The following is a 25,157-nucleotide window of genomic DNA, read 5'->3' as shown; positions in this document are numbered from 1 at the left end:
TCAAACCATCCTGTACATCCTTAAATCCTGGACATCCTGATTCAGACAATGATATTTCCAGGGAATACATTAATAAAACAATCAATAAAAATCAGTATCAGAAAACCTATAAACAAAACGACCAACCCATCCTGTAAATCCTTAAATCCTGGTTATCCTGATTCTGACAAAAAAAATCGTCTCGCTACGCTCGTAGGGGTAAAGAGAAGAAAGAGCAAAGCGCAAAAGCGCAAGAGTGCAAAGGGCTAAAGAGTCCTCGCCGCACCACTACACACAACCCGAAAACCAATATCGTTGTTGTCGTTGTCGAGGTTGTTGTCGTAGCGACAAGCAGAACGGCAATTCCCAGGAGCGTTGTCCCACGAACCACCGCGCAGCAGCTTGTTAATTTTAGCTTTATTACTTATCAACGCGCTTCCATCTGTAGGCGCATCTTCATAATTATTATGCAAATCATCTTGACACCATTCCCATACATTACCGTGCATATCATATAATCCAAATTCATTGGCTATTTTAAAACTTCCTACTTCTGTTGTTTCTTCTTCCCAAATTCCTTTAACTCCATCACCATAAATATAGTTACCATTATAATTAGCTAAATCTGTGGTAATCGTCTCACCAAAATGAAATGGTGTGGTAGTTCCGGCACGACAGGCATATTCCCATTCTGCTTCACTGGGCAGTCTATAGGGTCTTTGAGTATGATTTGATAGTCGGTTACAAAACTCCACCGCATCATGCCAAGAAACCCATTCTACAGGGCGATTTGCTCCTTCAAACCTAGATGGGTTTGGTTTTAGTTCTTGGTTGACTTGAGGTAAAGCGGCTACTGCTTGCCATTGTGCTTGGGTAACAGGATATTTACCCAATAAAAACGGTGGTACTGTAACTTGATGCTGGTGACTCTCAGTTTCCCTGCGTCCTGGCTCATTTTTTGGTGAACCCATCATAAAACTACCACCGGGAATTGCTACCATTTCTAGTTGAATACCATTACCTAAGTCTTCTATAAAATGCTGGGCTTGTTTTTTTTGCTTGTTAATATTTAATTCTGTTTTTTGTCTAAGCCACCCTGATTTTTTAAATTCAATCTTGGCAAATGTAAAGTTAAAAGGTTCTAGATTAATAGATGTCTCATTTTCTGTGATGATAGCAGATTCAAATTCAAAGGTTTTGATTTCTGGTAGAGGTAATTCGTGAATTACCCCTACTGGGTTTAACTGTTCTGCTAACTTAGCATAATCTCCCCCTAACTGACGCAATACTTGTTGATTAATCTCAGCAAAGGGGAAAATTTCTGCTTTTGTCTTTTCATCCAAATCAGAATTAGGAAATAGCAATGCAGGAAAACTTCTAATTGATATACCAGCTTTCTGACATATATATTCAGAAACAGCTTTGAACATGGCTTCAATTTCTGTTAATCTTACAGAACGCCATAAAACTTCTCGCACTCCCTCAACAAAATCATATTGCCACTTTTCTGGCTGATTTTCTTTACTAATTAACTTAGGTTCTAACAAACCACTCATAAAAATTTCCGCCAAAATAATTGGCTTTCTTGGTGGTGGCAACATTTTTTCTTGAATCAGATGAATTACAGGTATACTTACAGGTGCAGAAGACATCAAATTTGCTAATCTTCTCGCTAAAGGTGAAGCACTACGATAAAAGTTATTAACTAATAATTCTGGATCTTTTGTTGTTTGTGAACTGGATAATTTATCTGTGGGTTTTAACTCTTTCCAGTTAGGCATAAATAAAATACCCACTGTGTCAATATTACCTGTACCTGCAATCACTTTTGCCCAATATTCTAAAGATTCAGGTTCTAAAATCACAATAGGTAACTTTAGCGCTTGATTGGGTTTTTCTTCTAACCAGAAAGGGAAATCATGAATAGTCAATTTAGAATTGAGTAAACCTGGTTCAATCGCACTTAAAGAAACGGAAATACCCAAATCTAAAACAGTGCGTTCCCATAATTGTTCCGGTAATAATTGCAGAATTGTTACCGAGACTTGTTTAGACCATAATTCTAATAAATTATCTATTTCTCCTTCCCACCATAAAGAGGAAATACAATCACTAATTAATAATATTAAACGTCTACCATTAGGTTCTAATAGTTCTTTGGGACTGCGGGAACGTTGTTTTTTTGTAGCTTTTCTCTGCTGGTGAAAAAATTGCGGTTTACCATCATTTGTGCATAAATTCCAAGTATAAACATTTCTAAAAGCTCCATGTCTTTCCATTAATTTGCGAAACTCATTGATAGTTTCTTCCCAAACTACAGTAGCGCGATTTTCTTCAACAACTATCACCAAATCTAACCAACGTTCTCGCGCAGGTTTTAAAACTGGTATCCAAACATCATTTTCCGCTATTTGTTGGGCTGTATTTTCTTTATCTAAAACAAATTTTATCCGAGATGGAACTTTCCGCATCAATGGACGGAGTGACCTACCAATTTCTAAAGCATTAGGTAAAGCAGCAACAGCAGGAGATTTAAAAGGTACTCCTGATGATGCAGGTTTTGATTTTTCAGAGGTTGATTTTTCAGTATAATTAGATTGAGAAATAGAATCCACAGCATTTCTTGTATAAGCTTTAGCTGTAGTTTCTTGAATGTTTTCTACTGTAGAATCATCCGAAGCATCTAAATTTTGATAACTTTCTCGTTGAGGTAATTTAGAAATCTCAGTTTGAGAAATTTGATTTGGTTGAGTAACTTCATCAACAGATGTAATTGCTAATGGTAATTTGATCTGGTTTGCTAACCAAATAGCATCAGCAATTTCCTCTGCACTCATGTCCAGTTCTAGGTGTTGTAGAAGTTTAATCAACCTGTTCATCATGAATCCTCGGAACTATCTAAATACTTTAATATTTTCTCAATCAAATCATCTGTAGGTTGGGTTGTTCGCGTCAGCGTTGCGAAGCAATGGAACGAAACCCAACACCAAACTTCACTATCTCCCCTTAGAGGATGTTTTAAAAGTTTTTAATGTGTAAACAGACCCCTCTCCAAACCTCTCCCCTACCAGGGGAGAGGCTTTAAAACCCCCCTTCCCTTGTAGGGAAGGGGGGGGAGGGGGGTTAGGTTTTTGGAGATTATGGGTTTCATATAATACTTTTCAAACAACCTCTTAATGTTGGGTTTCACTTCGTTTAACCCAACCTACAATTATTTACTTCTTAATCATGAATCCTCGGAACTATCTAAATACTTTAATATTTTCTCAATCAAATCATCTTTAGTTGTCCCTGTTGGTGAATTTTCTCTAGTAACTAAGTAAACAGCGTTAAGAAGTTGATCTGTTGCTAATTCCCCATTTTGACGTTTTTTGAGAAATTGCTCAATTAAATTATCCGCTTTTTCAGATAGTTCATCATCTAACTGTAGATGTGCTTTAACTATTCGTTCTAATTCTGTTTTATCTGGTTCTTGAATATTTAATCTGATACAACGTCTTAAAAAGGGAGGAGGAAAATCTCGTTCACCATTACTGGTTAAAATCACAAAAGGAAAGGATGTACAGCGAATTCTACCTTTTTCAATAGTGGCTTTTTGATCTTTATATGCTGTCTGTACTTCTACCCGATCTAGTTTATCAGCTATGCGCCTTAGTTCTGGTATTTCAAATTCTCCCTCTTCAAAAATATGTAGTAAATCATTAGGTAAATCAATGTCACTTTTATCAATTTCATCAATTAATAAAACTCTGGGTTTGTCAGATGGTAGTAAAGCTGTTCCCAGTGAACTTAAATTAATATATTTACCAATTTCTGCTAAGTTGTCTTTGTCTTTATCTTTATCTTTAGCATCTTGTAAACGTCCTATGGCATCATAATTATAAAGTCCATCTTTTAGCGTGGTGCGGGTGGTAATTGGCCAATGTAATACTTCTCCTAATCCTAGTTCATAAGCTACAGCATAGGCTAAAGAAGTTTTACCTGTTCCTGGTTTACCTGTTACTAATAAAGGTCGTCGTAAATATAAAGCCGCATTTACTAAGTCTATTTCTTCTGAACGTGCTTGAAATGTTTCTGCGCGTCTTTTTTTGGGGTCGCTTTCACTATTATTAAAATCTCGCCAACTGGGAGGTTCTGGAAGAGTCCAGTTTGTATCTTGTGTATTGTTACCTTTAAATATTTTCCAGTCTGTCATAAGAATACCTAGTTAATAATGATTGCTTCAGCTTTAAATGGTAAAATGTGAGGGTTTTCGTAAATGATAAAAACATTATTTACGAATAGATATTGATTGTCGTTGTCATTAAGCAAGAATTTTTCATATTGTTCCAGAACATGATTAGGTAATGTATGAATATAGCAATTTAACTCATTATTTGCTCTGATTTCATATTCTTGTTGCTCTAAAGTAATTTTATCTCTGTGACAGATAGCGATAGGAACAACATTACTCTTCAATGAACTAAAAATCTTAATAATTTTATCAGCATCATTTTTTTTATTCTCATCAAAAATATTTAGTATAACACCAATTGCTTGCTTCATTAATACAGAAAATCTTGTTTCATTATATTCATGTAGCTTTTGAAAATCATTGCAGGTAATATTTTCTAATTGCTGCCATTTATCAATCCAATTGCTTTGTTTAACATTTAGATAGTTTGTGTTTAAGCGTGTAACGTCACGAACCATCACCGGATATCTCTGACGTACAGGAATTCTATCTCCAAAATCATCAATTTCCCATGTTTCAACAGGATGATTAAGGTATTGTGGGGGTAGAAAAAATACAAATTTTTTATCCTTTTCTAACTTACAAGGAATTTTTTGGAATAATGAAAGAAAAAGGTTTTTTTCAATTTCTTTGAGTGTAAAGCTATCATCAGGAGAATCAGAAAATTTAATTGACTCAAACCCTGTTTGGTGTTTTATATAATTTTGAATATTAGGAATAACACCACCACTAATTTTAAATTTTGGGATTTTTGATCTTGATTTTGTTGTCAATGGTTCTATTTTAATTAATATGTATGATTCCTGTTTAGTATCAGTATTTTGATATTGTTGGTTAACATTTTTAATCAGGTTATCAAAATTGTCTATATTATCACTTCCCCATTTTTTTAAATCTTCTAACTTTGTTTGACGAATCTGAGAATTAGTAATTAAATATTTGATAAATTGTGCTGTATTGTCGTTATGATTAAATTGTTTTATTTTACCATCTAAATTTTTATCCAGATCATACAAATTTTTAACAATATCTGCTACTGTGATTGGTAGATTTCCCCATGAATAACAGGCTTTATAAGCTGTTTGAATAGTAGCTGTATCCAGATTAGCATTTAAAATATTAATCAGATTTAAAAAACTCCAAGATTCAAGCAGCAGAGTTGTAGGAGTCATAAATACTGCTTTAGCATCTTCTCTATTATCTTTACTGACTACCATTCCGACTACTGCTTGTAAGGATGTATCCCACACCCCAGAACCACTATATCCTGGTTGAACTAAAAAACCATTTTGCGTGTGCATTTGTACTAAGCCAAGAGTATTTTCTTTGGTTATCTGACCAAATGACCAACGACCATCTTTTTCGTAATCATCAGGAAAGCCAAAAATTTCAAAATTATGGTTTTGCAAATCTAATGTAGAAATTAGTTGAACGGGATTTGCGGAATTTGGTGGAGTATCTTGTAATTCAAGTCCAGCAATATCTTCTCCTTTTTTACCTGTTAAACCACGCCAAAATACAACCTTAGCTTTTATTATTGTTCCAGGAGCAATAAAAGGAAAGTCAAGTTCGATAACTTCATTTAGTAATTCTTTTTCTTCCTTAATACCTAAAGCATCCATAACTACATGAGCGCAGGTCAGAAGATGCTGCTGAGTTACCAAAAAACCAGCACCAATAACTTGTTCGGTATCTTTATAGTAAATGCGAGCGATCGCACTTTCAAACCTCTTATCTTGACTTTCCTGTAACATAGAACCTATGAACTCTGTTGTTTTGAACTCTGTTCCTTACTCCACTTCACAGTAATTTCAAAGTTTACTTCTCCACCTACAGAAGTTAAAATCACTCCTGCTTGAGTAGACAATTTCACACCAAACTTTACTTCCATTTCTTTAGTATCCAAATCTTTGAATTGATCTGCAATAGTCGTAACTACTGGTTTAATCTGCTGGATAGCTTCTGCAAAAGTTTGTTTTGCTTCTGTAACTTTGTCAGAAACGATTTCAGAATGATTCTTTGAAACCCTCTCTCGTCCTCCTTCTTTTGGTTTTTCTGGTGCTTCAACTTCCACTAAAATAGTTCCACCATCTAAGGTGAAGGGAACTAATACTTTTTCTGCCATATTATTGAAATTAGTGTTAATTAGGCTATGCAATATCAAATATACGACATTACCAGCATATTTGAAAAGTAAAGAACTGCACTAGCAATAGTTTGTAAATTAGTGTATTGTAAGTTACATATCAGTTTTTTTAGGGATAACTCCAGGATAATTACACTTTGCAGTTATCCCAAACTAGCCGAATTTACCCCAAAAGTATCCCAAAAAAATTAGGGACGAGTATTAAACCCGTCCCTTATCTGACTATCTAAAATATTAGTTTTAGCTGTTTTCTCAAAGGCGACACCCGGATTTGAACCGGGGGATGGAGGTTTTGCAGACCTCTGCCTTACCACTTGGCTATGTCGCCGCGCCCACAATTACTAATAGTAGCACCATTTTTCCCAATTTGCACCATCTAGGAGAAATTTTTTTGAAGATTCATGTTTTTACTTAACTGGACAGACAAAAAGCCTGTCCTCCAATGGATCTTAGGGATTTAACTTCACTTCTTCAGCAAAATTCGCCCAGCGCGCAAAGTAAAATGGACCAGCAACAGACCCCCAGATATGCTCATCGGTGTCAGGATTTCGCCCTCTGTCGCGGCTGATGAACTGTTGACCATCAAGTTCAAAATCACTATCTAAATAGGTTCTTTGCCCGTCACGGATGACAATGCAGCCTTTTCCTGGTTCGACTGTGCCTTGGAATTTGTTCCCAGTCCACTCTACAATCATGTTACAACCACAGAGTCTTTCCAAGCGATCGCTCGTTAAAGTCTGCAATCTTGGTAAATCACGGGAAGCACCATAAAAGTCTTTTTCATCTTTGACAGTATAGTTTTCAATATGGATTTTATCCCCCACCGTCGTCAGATGTAACACCCGCACCCGATAGGGCTTATTCAGCATATAATCATAAGCTTGTTCCACGAACAAACTCACCCCTGATAATACCCCCCAATCCAGGGGACGCATACATACACGAATATGGGCAAAAAAAGCCGGATTCTCAAAAACCTGGGCTTGATTGCTGAAATCAGCCGCCATCCAACGAGCTAAGGTGACAATATCTGTAGAATGAGTCATACCAATTTCGGATTTGGGAATAGGAATGCAATTAATTTTAAATCCTGATTACCCTCAGTCTACACTTTTCTATTGTATGTACTTAACCAAATCGTCCAGACACATAGTCATGGGTGCGAGTATCTAGCGGATTCCGAAAGATTTGACCAGTCTCCCCGAATTCCACCATTTGACCAATGCGGCTTTCATCGGTGCTGAAAAAAGCAGTAAAATCAGAAACGCGAGTTGCTTGCTGCATATTATGAGTAACAATCACAATCGTGAATTCTGTTCGCAATTTGTGAATTAATTCTTCTACTTTCATTGTAGCGATCGGATCAAGGGCTGAACAGGGTTCATCCATTAGTAAAACCTTGGGTTTAACAGCCAAAGCCCTAGCGATACAGAGACGTTGTTGTTGTCCACCAGAAAGACCTGTAGCAGACTGATGAAGTTTATCTTTGACTTCATCCCACAAAGCCGCACCTTTCAGGGCAGATTCGACAATTTCATCTAATACTACTTTTGGAGATTTACCAGCAATTCTCACACCATAAGCCACATTTTCATAAATGCTCATGGGAAAAGGATTGGGTTTTTGGAATACCATGCCAATTTCTCGACGCAGACGATTGATATTAATCTTAGGATCGTAGATGTTCTGACCAAAAAATTCTATCTGACCTTCGACTTTGACTTTTCCTTCTAATTCACTAATCCGATTAATGGTTTTAATAAATGTAGATTTACCACAACCACTAGGACCAATTAATGCAGTAACTTGATTTTTATAGATATCTAATGATATTCCTTCAATAGCTTTATAGTTTCCATAATAAAAGCTAAGATTCTTGACTTGGATGGCAGTAGTTAAGTTACTCATGATTGACTAAAGTACGAAAGAAAATTTTTTAGTTGACCTTATCTTTTCTTAGCAATTACGCGAGATAGCACGCTGAAAAACAAAACTAAAGTTAGGAGAATGATGGAGGTTGTCCATACTAATTGATTTACGGCTGGATCAGGATTGTTATAAAGGTTAAAAATCAATACTGGTAAGGAAGCAGTAGGACTTAATAAACCATCAGACCAATTTTGACTAAATAAAGCGGTAAAAATTAGTGGCGCTGTTTCGCCAGAAGCTCGAGCGATAGCTAGGGAAATACCGGTAGTAATCCCTGGGATAGCCGAACTAACAATAACACGAAAGGTAGTTTGAAAACGAGTTCCTCCTAAGGCTGCGGATGCAAGACGTTGGGGAACAGGAATGAGCTTTAAAGCCTCTTCTGTTGTCAATACTATCATTGGTAGCATGATTACAGCTAAGGCAAAACCACCGGCAATGGCGCTAAATCCCTTAGTTAATAAAACAATTACACCGTAAGCGAATATCCCAACAATAATGGAAGGAACACCTGTCAGAATGCTAGTAATAAACCGCACATACCGCGTAAGTGGGCTGGTTTGACTAAATTCTGCTAAGAAAATTCCTGTAATTACCCCGACAGGAATACTGAGTAATGCACCGATACTTACCATAAGTATAGTACCAAGAATAGCATTAGCAAACCCATTTTCAATTAATGGATGAAATAACATCTCTAGCTTGAAACCAGAAAGCCCCCGTGACATGATTTCCCACAGTATGGATGATAGTGGCAACAGTGCTAAAACACTCAAACCAAAGGCAATCCCATTCATTGCGTATGTAAATAATTGCCTACCTCTGGATAATGGCTGATACAATTCATCCGCTGTGGACTGATCTATTTCTGAATTTGGATAAGCGCTCATGTTAATTTTGGATTTTGGATTTTAGATTTTGAATTGTCTGTAAAGCTATGAACGGGAATGAGGAATAAAATTTACCAAAAAAGCCAGACGATAAGAAACTTTTACTCCTTCCTGATTCTTTCTTCCTCCTTCTTCCTTCTTCCTTCTTCCTTCTTCCTTCTTCCTTCCTCCTGACTCCTGACTCGGTGACTCCTGACTCCTTGATTCCTGTTATCTATTCTTTTTAGCAACCCACTCCACTACTAATACAGCCGCAATATTTATAGCTAGAGTTAAGGCAAATAAAATTAGACCTAAATAACTTAATGCCCCAATATGTAAGCCCGGTTCGGCTTCGGCAAATTCATTGGCTAAAACTGCGGGGATATTATATGCTGGATCTAAAAGAGATATACTAATTTGGGCGGAGTTACCAATTAGCATTGTTACAGCCATTGTTTCTCCTAAAGCCCTACCTAGAGATAGCATTGTTGCACTGACTATCCCAGAAAATGCTGCTGGTAATAAAACTCGAAAAATTGTTTCCCAACGAGTTCCTCCTAAAGCCATAGATGAGCTACGTAACTCTTTAGGGATAACCATTAAAACATCACGAGAAATAGCTGCCATTGCGGGTAAGGTCATAATGGCGAGAACAATACCTGCTGTCAACATATTGTTGCCGGCAGGGTCTTGTGTATTAAATAGTGGTATAAACCCAAGGACACTACTTAACCATTTTTCTATGGGGACGATGAAAGGAATAAAGATGAAAATTCCCCATAAACCAATAATTACACTGGGGATAGCGGCAATTAATTCGATGACAAAGGCTATGGTAGTTTTGACCGGATTTGGTAAAAAGTCTTCACTTGTGACTAAGGCTATGGATATGCCTACGGGTATAGTTAGTAAAACAGCGATCGCACTGCTGACCAAAGTTCCATAGATGTAAGGTAATGCCCCAAAAATTTGATTCCCTGTATCCCAATCTTGTCCCCATAAAAAGCCCAATCCAAATTTATCAATAGCTGGTTGTGCTTCTTTATAAATCACCCAGGTCATGAGAAAGAGGATAGCTACAGTAATACCAGAGAAAATATACACTAGCCATGTAAATCCCTTATCAAACCAGAAATTAACGCCACCAGTGGATGTTAAATCAATATCTCCATCACTTAAATTAGCCATGATCAATAAAAAGTTTATGAAATCTGGTACATTAGATATAAGCGTTCACCAATCAGCCCGTAGGGGTAATTCATGAATTACCCCCACCAAATTAGGATGATCAAATTTAGCTACGTAACAGTCTAGATGACGGCTGAATGCTTACGTAAAAATTACTTAACGGTGCTATTTACTGTTTGGAGAACACGGTTCACAACATCACTAGGAATTTTAGTGTAGTTGAGGTCATCATTATACTGTTGACCGTCTTTGAGTACCCAGTTAATCCATTTCTTCACAGCTTCAGCTTTTGCAGGATTAGAATACTTCTGATAAACCATCATCCATGTCAAACCAACGATAGGATAACCTTGACTGGGATCTCCGATAAAAACGCGGTAGTTACTAGGAAAAGCTACATTGGATAAAGCTGAGTTAGCAGATGCTAAAGAAGGAGCGACAAACTCACCTTTCTTATTTTGGACTTCCGCTGAATTTAGTTTGTTTTTAGTAGCGTAGTCATATTCAACATAACCAATAGATCCAGGGGTGCTTCTCACTAAAGCTGCTACTCCAGGATTACCTTTACCTTTGAGAACGTTGGGTAATATCCATTTGGGAGCGGTGTTAGCTCCAATTCTGCCTTTGAAATAACCATTAATAGCACTTAAATGGTTGGTGAAAATAAATGTTGTACCACTACCATCAGCGCGAACTACAAATTTAATTGGACTATTTGGTAGATTTGCACCGGGGTTATCCGCTTTAATTTTCGCGTCATCCCAGTTTTTAATTTGTCCAGAGAAAATTGCTGGTAATGTAGCACGAGATAATCTCAGTTTGCTGACACCAGGTAAATTATAAACAACGGAAACGGCACCACCAGCAGTGGGTACTAAGATCACACCATTCTTAACTTTAGCGATTTCATCATCTTTCATCGCTGCGTCACTACCACCAAAGTCAACTGTTCCCGCAATGGTTTGACGAATACCACCACCACTACCAATGGCTTGGTAGTTAACTTTCAAGTCGGGGTATTTTTTCTTAACTTCACGAGCATAACGTTCGTACAAAGGAGCGGGAAAGGTTGCTCCAGCACCGTTTAAAGTTTCAGCTTGAGCGATCGCACTCAACATTGGACTCAATGCAACAGCCCCGGTTATGACTGAAGTGGCAACAACACGATTCAAAATGGTGGATAAAAAAGCCATACTGCCTCTTAAGTTTTTAGAAATACTTACTTAGGGAATTACATCCTGGTATTAATTTGATACTAAATAGTTAAGAGAAGATTAAGAAACGAACAATCTCAGTTTAAATTCAATTTAAACATTTAATTTTAAGTAGTCGGACAAAATTAAATTCACTCGTTGAGAGAGGGAACAGGGAACAGGTAATTGGTAATTGGTAATTGGTAATTGGTGATTGGTAATTGGTAATTGGTAATTGGTAATTGGTGAAAACTATTCTTCTTTCTCCTTCCTCCTGAACTCCTGACTCCTAATTCTATAAAATATCCTAGCAGTGTTATGTAAATAAACAGTCTGCTAGGAATACGTGGTATTATTTGCCATGTTTGAGCGGATTAGTATTTATTTATTTGCATAACAATACTTTTTTATCCCTAACCACAATAAACAAAAAAGGTGATAAATTGGTTAAGATAATTCATGTAAATGGTTAATTTGTGATTAAAATCAGAGTCCAAGATTGCTAACGGATGTATTTTTTTTGGTAATCTAAACTGGCACTTTCAGGGTTTTTCATAGTCGTGACAACCTTGACTGTGGCAAAACAAGTGATTAAAGAGAATTTTATGGCGCTCATAGTTCAAAAATACGGTGGTACATCAGTTGGTTCAGTTGAACGGATTCAAGCTGTGGCGACTAGAGTTAAAAAAACGGTCAAAGCTGGAAACTCTGTAGTAGTAGTGGTTTCAGCGATGGGTAAAACTACTGATGGGTTAGTGAAACTAGCTCATGATATCTCTAAAACTCCTAGTCGTCGGGAAATGGATATGCTGCTTTCTACGGGAGAGCAAGTTACTATTGCTTTACTAAGTATGGCATTGCAGGAAATTGGTCAACCAGCAATTTCGATGACTGGCGCTCAGGTGGGCATTGTTACCGAAGCAGAACACTCTCGCGCTCGGATTTTACATATTGAAACTGAACGCTTAATGCGGCAAATTAATGGCGGCAAAGTGGTTGTGGTTGCCGGGTTTCAAGGAATTAGCAGTACAGAAGAATTAGAAATTACTACTTTGGGACGTGGTGGTTCTGACACTTCCGCAGTGGCGATCGCCGCCGCTATCGGTGCAGACTTTTGTGAAATTTATACAGATGTCCCCGGAATTTTAACTACAGATCCGCGCCTTGTTCCCGAAGCCCAATTATTGACAGAAATCACTAGTGATGAAATGCTAGAATTGGCTAGTTTAGGGGCGAAGGTATTACATCCCAGGGCTGTGGAAATTGCCCGCAATTATGGCGTTCCCCTGGTGGTACGGTCAAGTTGGGCAGATCAGCCCGGAACTTGGGTAACAACGCCTCCAAGGCAAGATCGGGCGTTAGTGAATTTAGAATTAGCTCGACCTGTGGATGCTGTAGAGTTTGATATTCAACAGGCAAAGGTGGCTTTATTGCGTGTTCCTGATAGACCAGGGGTAGCAGCCCAGTTATTTGGGGAAATTTCCCAGCAAAATGTTGATGTTGATTTAATTATTCAGTCTATTCATGAAGGTAATACTAACGACATTGCTTTTACAGTAAATTCATCAATATTAAAACGGGCAGAAGCAGTATCATTAGCTATAGCACCGATATTTAAAAATCAGCATACTTCAGATGAAGCGGAAGTGATGGTAGAGAAAGATACTGCTAAAGTGAGTATTGTGGGCGCGGGAATGATTGGTCGTCCGGGGGTAGCAGCGCAGATGTTTAAAACTTTGGCTGATGCTGGTGTAAATATTCAGATGATTTCTACCAGTGAAGTTAAGGTGAGTTGTGTTGTTGATGCGGTAGATTGCGATCGCGCTATAGCTGCCCTCTGTCACACCTTTGAAATTAATTCTTCCTCTACTGCTTTAGCTTCTCCTAGTGCTAATACCCCTGCTGTGCGTGGTGTCGCGTTGGATATGAATCAAGCGCGAATTGCGATTCGGCAAGTACCAAATCGTCCGGGTATGGCCGCCAAATTGTTTGGATTTTTGGCAGAATATAATATCAGTGTGGATATGATTATTCAATCTCAACGGTGTCGAATAGTAGATGGTGTTCCCCGTCGAGATATTGCCTTTACTGTAGCGAGAATGGACGCAGAAAATGCCCAACAGAAATTACAGCAAGTTGCAGCGGAGTTTGATTGGGGTGAAGTAGTATTAGATCAGGCGATCGCTAAGGTGAGTATAGTTGGTTCTGGGATGGTGGGACAACCAGGTACTGCTGCCAAAATGTTTACAGCTTTAGCCAAAAATCACATCAATATTCAAATGATTGCTACTTCAGAAATTAAAATTAGTTGTGTTGTGGGAGAAGATGAAGGGGTGAAAGCTTTGCAAGTTATTCACTCAGCTTTTGATTTGGCTGGAAGTGAAAAATTTGTAGTTCCAGTGTGAACATATCCAGTCTGATTTTTCTTTTAATTGCAGCATTCGGAGAAATTTCCGGGTGCTACAGTTTTTGGCCATGGTTAAGATTAGGAAAAAGCATCTTTTGGATTATTCCCGGAATTTTTGCTTTGATTATCTTTGCTATTTCCCTAACTAAAGTAGATGCCGATAATGCTGGTAGAGTTTATGCTGCTTATGGAGGAATTTATATCCTTTCATCATTACTCTGGTTGTGGTTAGTTGAAGGAGTAAAACCAAATAGATGGGATTTATCAGGTGTGATAATTTCGCTTGTGGGAACAGTGATTATTTTATTTGGTTCACATAGATAAACGAACGCAGATAAACGCAGATAAACGCGGATGAATTAATGAATTTTATGATTCTGTACTGTTGTATTTCTTGTTAATAAGATTTACCATCACTACCAAAGTATTCTCGATAAGCACAAACTTGATTGTCTCGAATATCAAAAGCAACTGCAACCCGATTTTTATAAGGATTGCCAAATAAGTTACCTTCATCCCGAAATTCAAAAATCACGGTTTTTTCATTGCTAGTAATATTGTCTAAAGAAGTAATCTTAATTCCTGCTTGGAAAGCTTCAGAAACATATTCAAAAAACTCCTTTGCTCGTTCTTTACCTATATTTAACCCGTGAAATTTTCCCATAGGAAACCAAAAGGTAAAATCATCCGTTAGCATATCTAAAAATGCTTGCCAATTACCAGTTTCTAAGCCTTGTGTAAAATAGACAAATGCTTGTTGAGCAATTCTTAAAGTGTTTTCTGATTCTGTCGTCATCTATTTATTCCTGATTGTTCATAATTTACCACGCTAACAGTGTGGTAATCAAAATTATGCCAGTCTGCGTTTAACTTCTTCTGGTAAATCTGCCAAAGCTACTTCTATTTGTTCACCACTTTGTAAATCTTTCAATGATGATTTTTGTGCTGCTGCTTCTTCCGCACCAATAATTACACAAAATCTAATACCCTGTTTATCTGCGGCTTGAAATTGTTTACCTAAAGGGCGTTTTTCAAAGTTAGTCACAACATTAATTCCCCCTTGACGTAACTGTTGAGATACTTGTAAATAAACAGGCATTAAATCCTCTTGCATATTCACTACTACCACTTGAGTAGGAGTTGCAGATAAAGTATTGAGAATACCCGCTTTTAACAACCTGCTAATTAACCGAGTTAAACCAATAGAAATACCCACACCAGGCATTTTTTCACCGATAAATGTTCCCACTAATTCTTCATATCTACCACCAGAACAAATACTCCCCAAAGCTGCATGACCTAATAAGGTAGTTTCATAAACTGTTCCAGTATAGTAATTTAAACCACGAGCAATAGATAAATCAATACAGAAACGTTTATCAGCAACTCCTAAATTTCTAACTCCATTAATGACAGTTTCTAATTCAGTTACTCCTAAATTAAATTGTTCTGCTTCTGGCAAATTCTCAGCCAGGTGTTTGAGTTTATCTAAAACATCATCAATACTACCATCAATTTTCACAAACTCAATAATTTTTTCCGTTTGTTCTGAGGAAATACCTTCTGTCTCTAACTCTTGTTTAACTTTAGCTTCGCCAATTTTTTCCAAATTATCAATAATACTAATGCAGGTTTTAATTTGGTTTTCAGCAACTCCTACTGATTGGAAAAATCCTGTCAGGATTTTGCGGTTATTAATGCGAATAACAAAATCACCAATATTAATCTTTTCAAATATTTCCGTGATAATTGCGGGCATTTGGGCATCATAAAGTAAACTCAGTTTACCACGAGCAACTACATCTATATCACATTGCCGAAACTGTCGAAATCGTCCATCTTTTGCCCGTTCACCCCGAAATACCATATCCATTTGATAACGAGCAAAAGGAAAAGTTAATTCATTTAAGTGACGAGCAATATAAGCAGCAAAAGGAACAGTTTGATCAAATTTCAAAGCTCTTGCTTCTGAACCTGTTTCTCCAGATTTATCCTTTTCTGCTTGGCGATTTGGTGGTAAAATTGGCTCAATGCCATAGATAATATTGTCACCTTGATTACCTTTAGCTTGCAGGACTTCTAACCTTTCCACTGCTGGAGTTTCAATGGGTGTAAAACCATAACTTTCAAAAACTTTGCGAATAATATCTAGTAAATATACTTCAAGACGCTTTTCACTAGGCAGAAATTCAGGAAATCCGCTCGGAGTAGAAAAGTTAATTTTATCACTTTTAGTCATGTTTTTACCTTAATAAATGGGAAATTAACCACAGACTATTATCTTATCTTTTATTTACAGCACATAACAGGTAAATAAGGAAATACTCAACATGATTAATAATTGTGCCAAAATTCACTTGATCTTTGATAATTTGGTAATTGGTAATTGGGAAAACTTTTATTCAGTTCCCAGTTTCCATATCCCTAATCTTCATTATTAAACCACCAAGGGTCTTTATCAATGTTAGTTTTAATCAAAAAGGCTTTTTTTCGCATAAAGCGTTTAAAGGCAGCTTTACCCATGCGTGAACCTCCCAAACCAGAAAATTTAAAGGCGTTTTTTTCTCCTTCTTGCATCATAGCTGTTAACCCTGCATCATTAATACTAATAGCACCTACATCTATTTGCATACCAATTTCTAATGCTAACTCTTCTGATTCAGAAAATATAGCAGCACTTAATCCATAAATAGAATCATTAGCTAAATTTATCGCTTCTTCTATATTAGCAAAAGACATAACCGGCATAATTGGACCAAATGTTTCTTCAGTCATTACTTTCATGGAATGGTCAACTTCAGTCATAACCGTGGGACGACACCACCAACCTCCACCTAATTCTTCTACTTTACCACCACAGTGAATTACTGCTCCTTTAGAAACTGCATCTAGCAGATGATCATTAATAATAGCTGCTTGTTTTTCACAAATAATCGGACCAATTTCACCACTTTCAATAGTTGGGTATGCCAATTTCAATTTATGGGATTTAGTGACTAATTGATGATAAAATTGTTCAAAAATAGATTCAGCAACATAAATTCTTTCAATTGATAAACATGACTGTCCAGAATTCACAACAGAACCCCACAAAATTGCTGAAGTTGCTAAGTCTAAATCTGCTGATTCTAAAACAATAGCTGGGTCTTTGCCACCTAATTCTAAGCAAGCAGGAATGAATTTTTGGGCTGCTGCTTCTGCCACTAACCGCCCAGTTTCTACACTACCTGTAAAACAAATTAAATCTACATCTTCGACTAAATCTGCTCCTGTTTGTCCTGCTCCTTCGACAAAATTTAAAACATCACGTAATTGCGGAATTGTATTCAGAGTTGTCATTAAAGGAGCAACAAAACGGGGAGTGATTTCACTGGGTTTAACTATGACTGCACAACCCGCTAATAAAGCTGGAATTGTATCAATTGTAGATAACAATAGGGGAAAATTCCAAGGACTAATTATGCCAACCAGAGGATAAGGAACAGCCGTTTGTTGTAAAGCAATAAACGGAATAGATGTATTTTTAGCTGTCCCTTGTAGTAATTGTGGAGCTAAATTACACCATTTATCAATATTAGCAATAAATGAATCTACTTCTGTCACTGATGTTGATAATCTTCCCGTATCACTAACTAAAGCTTCTGTTAATTGTGTTCGGTCTGATAATATTGCTTTTTTCCAGGCTTTTAAAGCAGTAATTCTGCCTTCAACTCCTAATTTTTGCCAGATAATTTGTCCTCTTCGCAAACGGTGACATTGCTGGGAAAGTAATTTTGGTGGTGGAGGAACGATGACATAATCAAATTTACCTGTGCGGGGGTTGCGGACTTCTATTGGTTTACTCATTTGTGATTAATTTAAATGTTATCTCTCGCAATCTCTCTTAGAGGTTGTTTGAAAAGTATTAGATGAAACCAACAATCTCCGAAACCTAACCCCCCTTCCCCCCTTCCCTACAAGGGAATGGGGGTTTCAAAGCCTCTCCCCGCGTCGGGGAGAGGTTTGGAGAGGGGTTTATTGATACATTAAAAACTTTTCAAACATCCTCTTAGAGATCCCTAAGGGTAGGCGCAAAGGCGGAAAGGAAGAAATACAATAAACAGTATAAATTTTCTAACACGTTTTTACAGTATTTTTAGTTCAAAAAGAGGAATTTTATTTGGGAACTGGTCACATTCTAATTGTGCCATCTTTGCTACTACAGATTTTAATGCCCTTAGGGTCAGGCGTGGCGCTTCTGTCGGTTAAGCTAAAAAATTGCATTTATAGATAAAATACTGACAAAGAGCGATCAGATTTTTGTTAACACACAAGCTTTATGAAACCACAAATACCAACACAACGGGCAATTCTGGGATTAGAAGATTTTATATCTACTCCCTTAGCAGAGAAACTAGAACAGCATCTTCACATTGACAGTCGAGAAAGAGCGATCGCATTATTTCAAGATGTAGCTGCTAGTGTACCCGCTTACCAGGCATTTTTAGCAGAACGAGGCATAAATCCTCAAGATATTCAAACATTAGCAGATTTCCAAAACTTACCAAAAGTTAATAAAGAAAATTATATTTCCTATTATTCTTTGCCCCAATTGTGTAATAATGGAAAGATAGGAGGCTGTGATATGATCGCAGCTTCCTCTGGCTCAACAGGTAAACCCACATTTTGGCCGCGTTTCATCACTGATGAATTACAAATAGCCACCCGCTTTGAGCAAATCTTTCATGATAGTTTTCATGCAGATACTAAAACTACTTTAGCAGTAGTTTGTTTTGCTCTGGGAACTTGGGTAGGGGGAATGTTTACTACTAATTGTTGTCGTCATTTAGCCGCTAAGGGTTATGCGATTACCGTCATTACTCCAGGGAATAATAAACCGGAAATTTTGCGAATTGTCCAGGAATTAGGTGGTAACTTTGAGCAAGTTGTGTTATTAGGATATCCACCATTTTTAAAAGATGTCATTGATACGGGTATTGCCAATAATATCGAATGGGGACAATATCATATTAAGTTAGTCATGGCAGGAGAAGTATTTAGTGAAGAATGGCGCAATTTAGTAGCCCAAAGAATAGGTTCTGAAAATCCCTGTGATGATTTTGCTTCTATGTATGGAACAGCAGACGCGGGAGTTTTAGGCAATGAAACCCCTCTTAGTATTTGTATTCGGCGGTTTTTAGCAGTCACACCTCAAGCAGCGAAAGCATTATTTGGGGAGTCGCGTTTACCTACTTTAGTCCAATATGATCCTAACAGTCGGTTTTTTGAAGTGGAAGATGGAAATTTACTATTTTCTGGTGATAATGGTGTACCTTTAATCAGATATAGTATTCTTGATCAAGGTGGCTTAATTACTTATGCCCAAATGCTAGAATTTTTAGCAGCATGGGGTTTTAATCCCATTACAGAATTAGAAAATCATCGCGGAATTCATCAATTACCTTTTGTTTATATCTTCGGACGTTCTAATTTTACGGTTTCCTATTTTGGCGCAAATATCTATCCAGAAAATGTGACGGTAGGATTAGAACAACCAATCATTAGAGAATGGGTAACAGGTAAATTTGTTTTACAGGTAAAAGAGGATTTAGACAAAAACCGCTTTTTATCTGTAGTAGTAGAGTTAGCACCAGGAATAGAGGATAAAGAGGAGAAAAGATTATCTATAACTGCTGCTATTCTTGCTCAATTATTGCGTCTCAATAGTGAGTTTGCTAACTATGTTCCCCGACAATATCAAACTCCATTGGTAGAATTAAAACCCATTGGTGATATTGAATATTTTCCTATAGGTGTCAAACACAGATATACCCGGAATAATATGCGTAAATAGTCAAAAAATAGGTAAGAAATCAAAATCTCAAACTTTGCGCCTTTGCTTCTTTGCGCCTCTGCGCGAAACATAATTAATAATAACGCAACGGCCAAAATTTAATAAAACTCTTACCTACAATCAGGTTATTTGCATACTGCTTATAAAAGTTGCCAACCAGTACCTTGATAACCATAATCAAAGATATCTGGATGCAATATTTCTGCGAGAATTTCTAAAGAATCTACCAACCGCGGACCAGGACGGTTAAAATAAGCATTGCCATCAGTCACAAAGACTCTCCCTGATTGGACTGCATGGAGTTTTTTCCATTCTGGACGTTGAGTTAATACTTGAGCTTCTTGCTGAGTCTGTTGTAAATCAAAGCCACAGGGCATGAAAATAATCACATCTGGGTTACTATCTACTAATGTTTCCCATTTGACATGAGTAACAGGTTTATCCATCAAGCTAAATAATGGTTTTCCTCCTGCTAAGTTGATTAATTCAGGAACCCAATTTGTAGCGGTCATCAAAGGATCAGTCCATTCAACGCAAGCGACTTTAGGCATTTCTGCACAGGATAGCCCTTGCAGTCTTCGCTTACAAATTCTCACACGGGCTTCTAAATTTTCCAGTATTTCTACTGAATCTACTCCAAATGTGTGACTAACCCGTTCAATATCACCCCAAAGCTCCTGTAGTGTGTTCGGTTGTAAGGAAATTATTTGCGGTGAACTGTGGGTAAGTTGGGCAACTGCTTTTTCTACTTCCGGTAAACTGACGGCGCAGATATCACATTGATCTTGGGTGATAATGTGGGTAGGGTGCAATTTCTCTAAAACATCAATTTTGATTTTGTAGACACCTAAAGCAGATTGTAATAGATTGCTGGCTTCGTCATGAATAGAATGGCCATTAGCGTCACCATTCACACGGGCTTGGGTACAAACTGGAAGATTGGTGATTTCGGGAGGATAGTCACATTCATGCGATCGCCCGACCATAGCATCAAATAAACCCAGTTTAGCGACGATTTCCGTAGCACTCGGAATTAAAGAGACAATTCTTATATTGTTACTTGTATCAATCATAGTTTCACCCCCTGGGAATAGGAGTCAGGAGTCAAAAATAGAAAATGGTGTTAAGTTGTTTTTAACAGATGTTTCTACCCTCATTTTCACATATTTTTAGAGAGGCGGTATCTATCTTGAGGATGTTAGCCTTTTGATTTTTCGACAAGCTCAGTAACCAGATTCCAGAATCTTAATTTTAATTAAGCGTTAACGAACCGTTTGCGACTCCACTGAAATGATGACAAAAACCCACCCCTGAAAGCGTTAGGGGTGGGTAATTCATAAATTATGGATTTGGGATTTGGGACAGTGGCAAATTAGAACATACCCATGCCGCCCATGCCGCCCATACCGCCCATACCACCCATACCACCCATACCACCCATGCCGCCATCAGGGGACCCAGCGGATTGTTTTTCAGGCTTTTCAGCAATAATGGCTTCGGTGGTTAGTACCATACCAGCAATGGAAGAAGCATTTTGTAAAGCGGAACGAACCACTTTTGCGGGATCAATAATACCAGCCGCAATTAAGTCTTCAAATTCGCCTGTAGCTGCGTTATAACCGATATTTAAATCAGTTTCCCGAACTCTGGCAACAATCACAGAACCTTCTGCCCCAGCGTTTTCCGCGATTTGCCGGAGGGGAGCTTCTAAAGCTTTTTTAACAATATCAGCGCCAATTCTTTCTTCAGGAGTGAGGCTGTTTTTAATAGCATCTACCTTGGTAGATAGATAAATTAAGGTTGCACCACCACCAGGAACAATACCTTCTTCTACCGCTGCTTTGGTAGCGTTGAGTGCGTCTTCAATCCGCAAGGTTCTGTCTTTCAGTTCTGTTTCTGTAGCTGCACCGACTTTAATCACGGCAATACCACCAGCTAACTTAGCAATGCGTTCTTGCAGTTTTTCGGTATCATAATCGGAATCAGTTTCCGCCAATTGTTTACGAATTTGCTCAATCCGGATTTGGATTTCTGGTTTAGCAGTATTACCAGCGACAATGGTGGTATTTTCCTTGTCAATGTGGATTTTCTGAGCAGTTCCCAACATTTCCAAAGTAGCTGTATCTAAGCTCAAGCCAATTTCTTCAGAAATCATTTGTCCATCTGTGAGAATGGCAATATCTTCTAACATAGCTTTGCGACGTTCACCAAAACCGGGGGCTTTAATCGCAGCTACAGCCAATACACCACGGGCTTTATTTACAACCAATGTTTGTAAAGCATCACCGTCTACATCTTCAGCAATAATCAGTAAAGGTTGACCTAAACGAGCAACTTTTTCCAAGATAGGGACTAAATCTTGAATGCTGCTGATTTTCTTATCAACAATCAGGATACGGGAGTTTTCAAACTCTACTGTCATCCGTTCATTGTTGGTGATAAAGTAGGGAGAAATATAACCTCTATCAACCTGCATCCCTTCCACTACTTCTAGTTCAGTGGTGAAGGATTTAGATTCTTCAACGGTAATTACACCGTCTTTAGTCACTTTCTCCATGGCCAGTGCAATCATCTGTCCGACTTCAGCATCATTACCAGCGGAAACTGTGGCAACTTGAGCGATTGCACTTCCTTCTACAGGTTTAGTAATTTTGGCAATTTCTGCTACCAGTGCTTCAACGGTTTTATCAATACCCCGTTTTAAGCTAATGGGATTTGTCCCAGCGGCTACATTTTTTAACCCTTCTTTAATCAAGGCTTGTGCTAAAACTGTGGCAGTGGTAGTTCCATCGCCAGCTACATCCTTAGTTTTCGATGCTACTTCCTGAATAAGTCTAGCGCCAGTATTTTCTAGAGGATCTTCTAATTCAATTTCTTTGGCAACAGTGATACCATCGTTAACAATTTGGGGAACACCAAATTTTTTCTCTAATAGGACGTTACGACCTCTTGGACCTAAAGTTATTTTCACTGCATCTGCCAGTGCGTTAATACCTCTTTCTAAAGCCCGTCGTGATTCTTCATTAAATGCAATAATCTTAGTCATGTTTTATTTTTCTATTGCTTCCATTAGACAATTTAGCACTCACTGACCAAGAGTGCTAATCCCTTTCCCCAATTTAGATTAACAATCAAAATCCCAAAATTGATTAATATTAACAGTTGATACTTATGTTTGACCATAAAACTCATGATTCTATGGGGAGCAGATGAACTTAGCCAACTTCCTTAAATCCCTTGGCATTGCTGACCCTAGCGGCTCCGGCTGGTTAGCTGTAGTATTTACGTTTCTATTAGCTTTGATTGTTACCTGGCGTTTAATTCCCACAATTCGCAAATTTGCCTTAGAGGTAGGTTGGGCAGATCAACCCAACGCTCGACGATTGAATCAAGAACCTTTACCTAATGCGGGAGGTTTGGCAATCTACGCGGGTGTTATTGCGGCTTTGGTCTTGGCTAGTCTCTTGCGGCCGATTGAACTGCAAGGGGTCTTAGCCCAGGTTTTAACGATTCTCCTCGGTGGTTCGATTTTAGTTCTAGTTGGCTTTATTGATGACCAATTTGGCTTACCTCCATCTGTGCGGTTATGGGCGCAAGTAACGACTGCACTTTTGTTGGTTGGTAATGGGATTAGCATCCAAGTTGCCTTTGGTACACCCATTGATTCTCTCCTGTCTATGGCGTTAACGGTGCTGTGGGTGGTGGGGATCACTAATGCTGTTAACCTCATGGATGGCATGGATGGTTTGGCTGGTGGTATCAGCTTTATTACTGCTATCAGTTTGTTAGGTGTTTCTGCCCAGTTTGATAATCGCGCTGCTGCTACTTTGGTTTTGGCAGCTTTGGGAGGGGCTGCGCTGGGCTTTTTACGCCATAATTTTCATCCATCACACATCATTATGGGTGATGCTGGGGCATACTTTTTTGGTTATGTTTTAGCAGCAACCAGTATTTTAGGTAAACTCCAATTAAATACAATCTATGCCCTAATACCTACAGTTTTATTTCTGCTGTTGCCAGTTATTGACACTACTCAAGTGTTTGTGCGCCGGCTCATGGCAGGAAAAAATCCTTTGAGTACACCAGGTAAAGACCACCTCCATCATCGCTTGTTAGCCTGGGGACTATCCCAACGTAATGCGGCTTTTATCCTCTGGTCAATTACTTTAGGCTGTAATTTGCTGGCTATGAAAGTCCAGGGTATGAGTTTACCAGTGATGCTGGTCACTGCTATCGGTATTATTTTGCTGTTAGGGTTTACCCTTTGGCAAAGAATGTTGAATAATCGGTGAATAGGGAACAGGAATTTTACAACTATACCCCTGTTCTGTCACTCTCCGAAAAGCTTTATCATTTCTGAATTCTAGAGTTCTTATACAGTAGGCGAACTGCTTGCAGCAGCGCTTCGCTATCGCCCAGTTATTTCTGAATAGAAATTCCACAAGATGACTAAACCACGAAATTTTAACGACAAACACCTGAATCAATTGTTATTGCGTCTCTTGAGAACTTTTTATTAATAGGAAAAATCGGAAAGTGACAAAAGAGGGATACAGCACTTCCCGATGTTATGAGGTACAAGAACCCCACCCCCAACCCCCTCCCCGCAAGCGATGAGGGGGCTTAAGATGTACCTCATAAGAGCGGAAACCGCTGTAAACTTTTGCGAAATGACAAAGAAACTAGATGTGTAGGGGTTTAGCAGTCCATTCAAGTCCATTCAAGCCAGGGAATAAATTCCCTGTCTAAAAGCTAAAGTCGGTTAAAACCGACTATTTTAGCAAAAATAGGATAATTTTTGATTTTGAGTTAACTAGAGTGCGTTTTAACGCACTTTAGCTTTTAGACCGGAACTTAAGTTCCGGGCAGGTTTGTAAAAAATTAGAATTTTTAAACATACTCTAACCTTTCAATTGCATATTTGATGGGAATATAAGCTGTTAAAAATTGATAGTAGTATTGACATTGGTGACTACCAATTAAAAAAATATTCTAACTTGTCGCATAGATATAGGGTTTGACACTTGTAAGTATTTGTGTCAAACTTGTGCTTGTATAGTCTTTAACTAAAAAGTGTTACAAGTTGTGACACCTCCTATCGCCTTAGGGCATCATTAATACCAATAACTAATTAAATCTATGAATACCATACTCAACTCTGCCCTGACGCTGACATACAATCAACTCAGCACTTTTTCTGGTTTAGATAATTTCTGGCAGGTTTTCGATACCGCGTTTGGTACACAATACAACCGCAGCGGTGCGGAAATTCTGCGTTTACAGTGGCTATCTGGTGATTTTAGTCAAGTTCCACAAATTGAAATTCTTGATAGTAACATCCTTGGCGGTGCTAATGGGGCTTATGCCAGTAGCACC

General features: G+C 38.1%; 19 protein-coding genes, 1 tRNA gene and 1 pseudogene. 5 read left to right on the top strand and 16 right to left on the bottom strand.

Going from position 1 to position 25,157, the window contains the following annotated elements; translation table 11 throughout:
• Positions 1-245: 245 nt before the first annotated feature.
• The 11 genes from FJR08_RS15685 to pstS all read right to left on the bottom strand — a co-directional run bounded on the left by FJR08_RS15685 (position 246) and on the right by pstS (position 11,541).
• Positions 246-2,861: a formylglycine-generating enzyme family protein gene (locus tag FJR08_RS15685; RefSeq protein ID WP_168633797.1), complete on the bottom strand. Its 2,616-nt coding sequence runs from the start codon at positions 2,859-2,861 to the stop codon at positions 246-248.
• A 344-nt stretch (positions 2,862-3,205) separates the two neighbouring features.
• Positions 3,206-4,174 carry a MoxR family ATPase gene (locus tag FJR08_RS15680; protein ID WP_168633796.1) on the bottom strand — a complete coding sequence of 323 codons (969 nt, stop codon included), beginning with the start codon at positions 4,172-4,174 and terminating at the stop codon, positions 3,206-3,208.
• Between the two features lie 8 nt (positions 4,175-4,182).
• Positions 4,183-5,967, bottom strand: coding sequence for a trypsin-like peptidase domain-containing protein (locus tag FJR08_RS15675; RefSeq protein ID WP_168633795.1), 1,785 nt, complete (start codon positions 5,965-5,967; stop codon positions 4,183-4,185).
• 5 nt (positions 5,968-5,972) lie between these two features.
• The gene (locus FJR08_RS15670; protein ID WP_168633794.1) at positions 5,973-6,338 is read right to left on the bottom strand and encodes a CU044_2847 family protein; all 366 of its coding nucleotides are present in this window, start codon (positions 6,336-6,338) and stop codon (positions 5,973-5,975) included.
• Between the two features lie 277 nt (positions 6,339-6,615).
• Positions 6,616-6,687, bottom strand: a tRNA-Cys gene (locus tag FJR08_RS15665).
• A 121-nt stretch (positions 6,688-6,808) separates the two neighbouring features.
• Positions 6,809-7,405 carry a chromophore lyase CpcT/CpeT gene (locus tag FJR08_RS15660; RefSeq protein ID WP_168633793.1) on the bottom strand — a complete coding sequence of 199 codons (597 nt, stop codon included), beginning with the start codon at positions 7,403-7,405 and terminating at the stop codon, positions 6,809-6,811.
• Positions 7,406-7,487: 82 nt separating this feature from the next.
• The gene (pstB, locus tag FJR08_RS15655) at positions 7,488-8,267 is read right to left on the bottom strand and encodes a phosphate ABC transporter ATP-binding protein PstB (protein WP_015079681.1); all 780 of its coding nucleotides are present in this window, start codon (positions 8,265-8,267) and stop codon (positions 7,488-7,490) included.
• 38 nt (positions 8,268-8,305) lie between these two features.
• Positions 8,306-9,178 (bottom strand): phosphate ABC transporter permease PstA, encoded by an 873-nt coding sequence (gene pstA, locus FJR08_RS15650; protein WP_168633792.1) that lies wholly within the window; start codon positions 9,176-9,178, stop codon positions 8,306-8,308.
• A gap of 101 nt (positions 9,179-9,279) precedes the next feature.
• Positions 9,280-9,408 carry a hypothetical protein gene (locus tag FJR08_RS24050; protein ID WP_256369732.1) on the bottom strand — a complete coding sequence of 43 codons (129 nt, stop codon included), beginning with the start codon at positions 9,406-9,408 and terminating at the stop codon, positions 9,280-9,282.
• Complete coding sequence (gene pstC / locus FJR08_RS15645) at positions 9,389-10,348, bottom strand: phosphate ABC transporter permease subunit PstC (RefSeq protein ID WP_168633791.1); 960 nt, start codon at positions 10,346-10,348, stop codon at positions 9,389-9,391. The genes FJR08_RS24050 and pstC overlap by 20 nt, the downstream gene beginning before the upstream one ends.
• A 152-nt stretch (positions 10,349-10,500) precedes the next feature.
• Positions 10,501-11,541 (bottom strand): phosphate ABC transporter substrate-binding protein PstS, encoded by a 1,041-nt coding sequence (gene pstS, locus FJR08_RS15640; RefSeq protein ID WP_168633790.1) that lies wholly within the window; start codon positions 11,539-11,541, stop codon positions 10,501-10,503.
• A gap of 605 nt (positions 11,542-12,146) precedes the next feature.
• Between pstS and FJR08_RS15635 the strand changes: the two genes are divergently transcribed.
• A complete protein-coding gene (locus tag FJR08_RS15635) occupies positions 12,147-13,946 on the top strand; it encodes an aspartate kinase (protein ID WP_168633789.1) in 1,800 nt (599 codons plus the stop codon).
• Positions 13,943-14,272 carry a YnfA family protein gene (locus tag FJR08_RS15630; RefSeq protein WP_323294526.1) on the top strand — a complete coding sequence of 110 codons (330 nt, stop codon included), beginning with the start codon at positions 13,943-13,945 and terminating at the stop codon, positions 14,270-14,272. Before FJR08_RS15635 ends, FJR08_RS15630 begins: the two co-directional genes overlap by 4 nt.
• 73 nt (positions 14,273-14,345) lie before the next feature.
• Here the strand turns inward: FJR08_RS15630 and FJR08_RS15625 are convergent, their stop codons facing one another.
• The 3 genes from FJR08_RS15625 to FJR08_RS15615 all read right to left on the bottom strand — a co-directional run bounded on the left by FJR08_RS15625 (position 14,346) and on the right by FJR08_RS15615 (position 17,794).
• The gene (locus FJR08_RS15625; protein WP_168633788.1) at positions 14,346-14,744 is read right to left on the bottom strand and encodes a nuclear transport factor 2 family protein; all 399 of its coding nucleotides are present in this window, start codon (positions 14,742-14,744) and stop codon (positions 14,346-14,348) included.
• 54 nt (positions 14,745-14,798) lie between these two features.
• Positions 14,799-16,187: a histidine--tRNA ligase gene (gene hisS / locus FJR08_RS15620; RefSeq protein ID WP_168633787.1), complete on the bottom strand. Its 1,389-nt coding sequence runs from the start codon at positions 16,185-16,187 to the stop codon at positions 14,799-14,801.
• A gap of 185 nt (positions 16,188-16,372) precedes the next feature.
• Complete coding sequence (locus FJR08_RS15615) at positions 16,373-17,794, bottom strand: aldehyde dehydrogenase family protein (protein WP_168633786.1); 1,422 nt, start codon at positions 17,792-17,794, stop codon at positions 16,373-16,375.
• Between the two features lie 472 nt (positions 17,795-18,266).
• Here FJR08_RS15615 and FJR08_RS15610 point away from each other — a divergent pair, with 472 nt between their 5' ends.
• The gene (locus FJR08_RS15610; protein WP_168633785.1) at positions 18,267-19,781 is read left to right on the top strand and encodes a phenylacetate--CoA ligase family protein; all 1,515 of its coding nucleotides are present in this window, start codon (positions 18,267-18,269) and stop codon (positions 19,779-19,781) included.
• Positions 19,782-19,921: 140 nt separating this feature from the next.
• Here FJR08_RS15610 and FJR08_RS15605 read toward each other — a convergent pair whose 3' ends face one another.
• Complete coding sequence (locus FJR08_RS15605) at positions 19,922-20,854, bottom strand: cobalamin-binding protein (protein ID WP_168633784.1); 933 nt, start codon at positions 20,852-20,854, stop codon at positions 19,922-19,924.
• Between the two features lie 299 nt (positions 20,855-21,153).
• Positions 21,154-22,827 carry a chaperonin GroEL gene (gene groL / locus FJR08_RS15600; RefSeq protein WP_015079668.1) on the bottom strand — a complete coding sequence of 558 codons (1,674 nt, stop codon included), beginning with the start codon at positions 22,825-22,827 and terminating at the stop codon, positions 21,154-21,156.
• Between the two features lie 163 nt (positions 22,828-22,990).
• Between groL and FJR08_RS15595 the strand changes: the two genes are divergently transcribed.
• Positions 22,991-24,073, top strand: coding sequence for an MraY family glycosyltransferase (locus FJR08_RS15595; protein WP_168633783.1), 1,083 nt, complete (start codon positions 22,991-22,993; stop codon positions 24,071-24,073).
• An 847-nt stretch (positions 24,074-24,920) separates the two neighbouring features.
• Positions 24,921-25,157 (top strand): annotated as a pseudogene (locus tag FJR08_RS15590) (hypothetical protein); the annotation flags it as partial.

It is taken from the genome of Dolichospermum sp. UHCC 0260 (genome assembly GCF_009711985.1).
In the GTDB taxonomy this organism is placed as follows: domain Bacteria; phylum Cyanobacteriota; class Cyanobacteriia; order Cyanobacteriales; family Nostocaceae; genus Dolichospermum; species Dolichospermum lemmermannii.
This window is presented reverse-complemented; position numbering and strand designations above follow the sequence as displayed.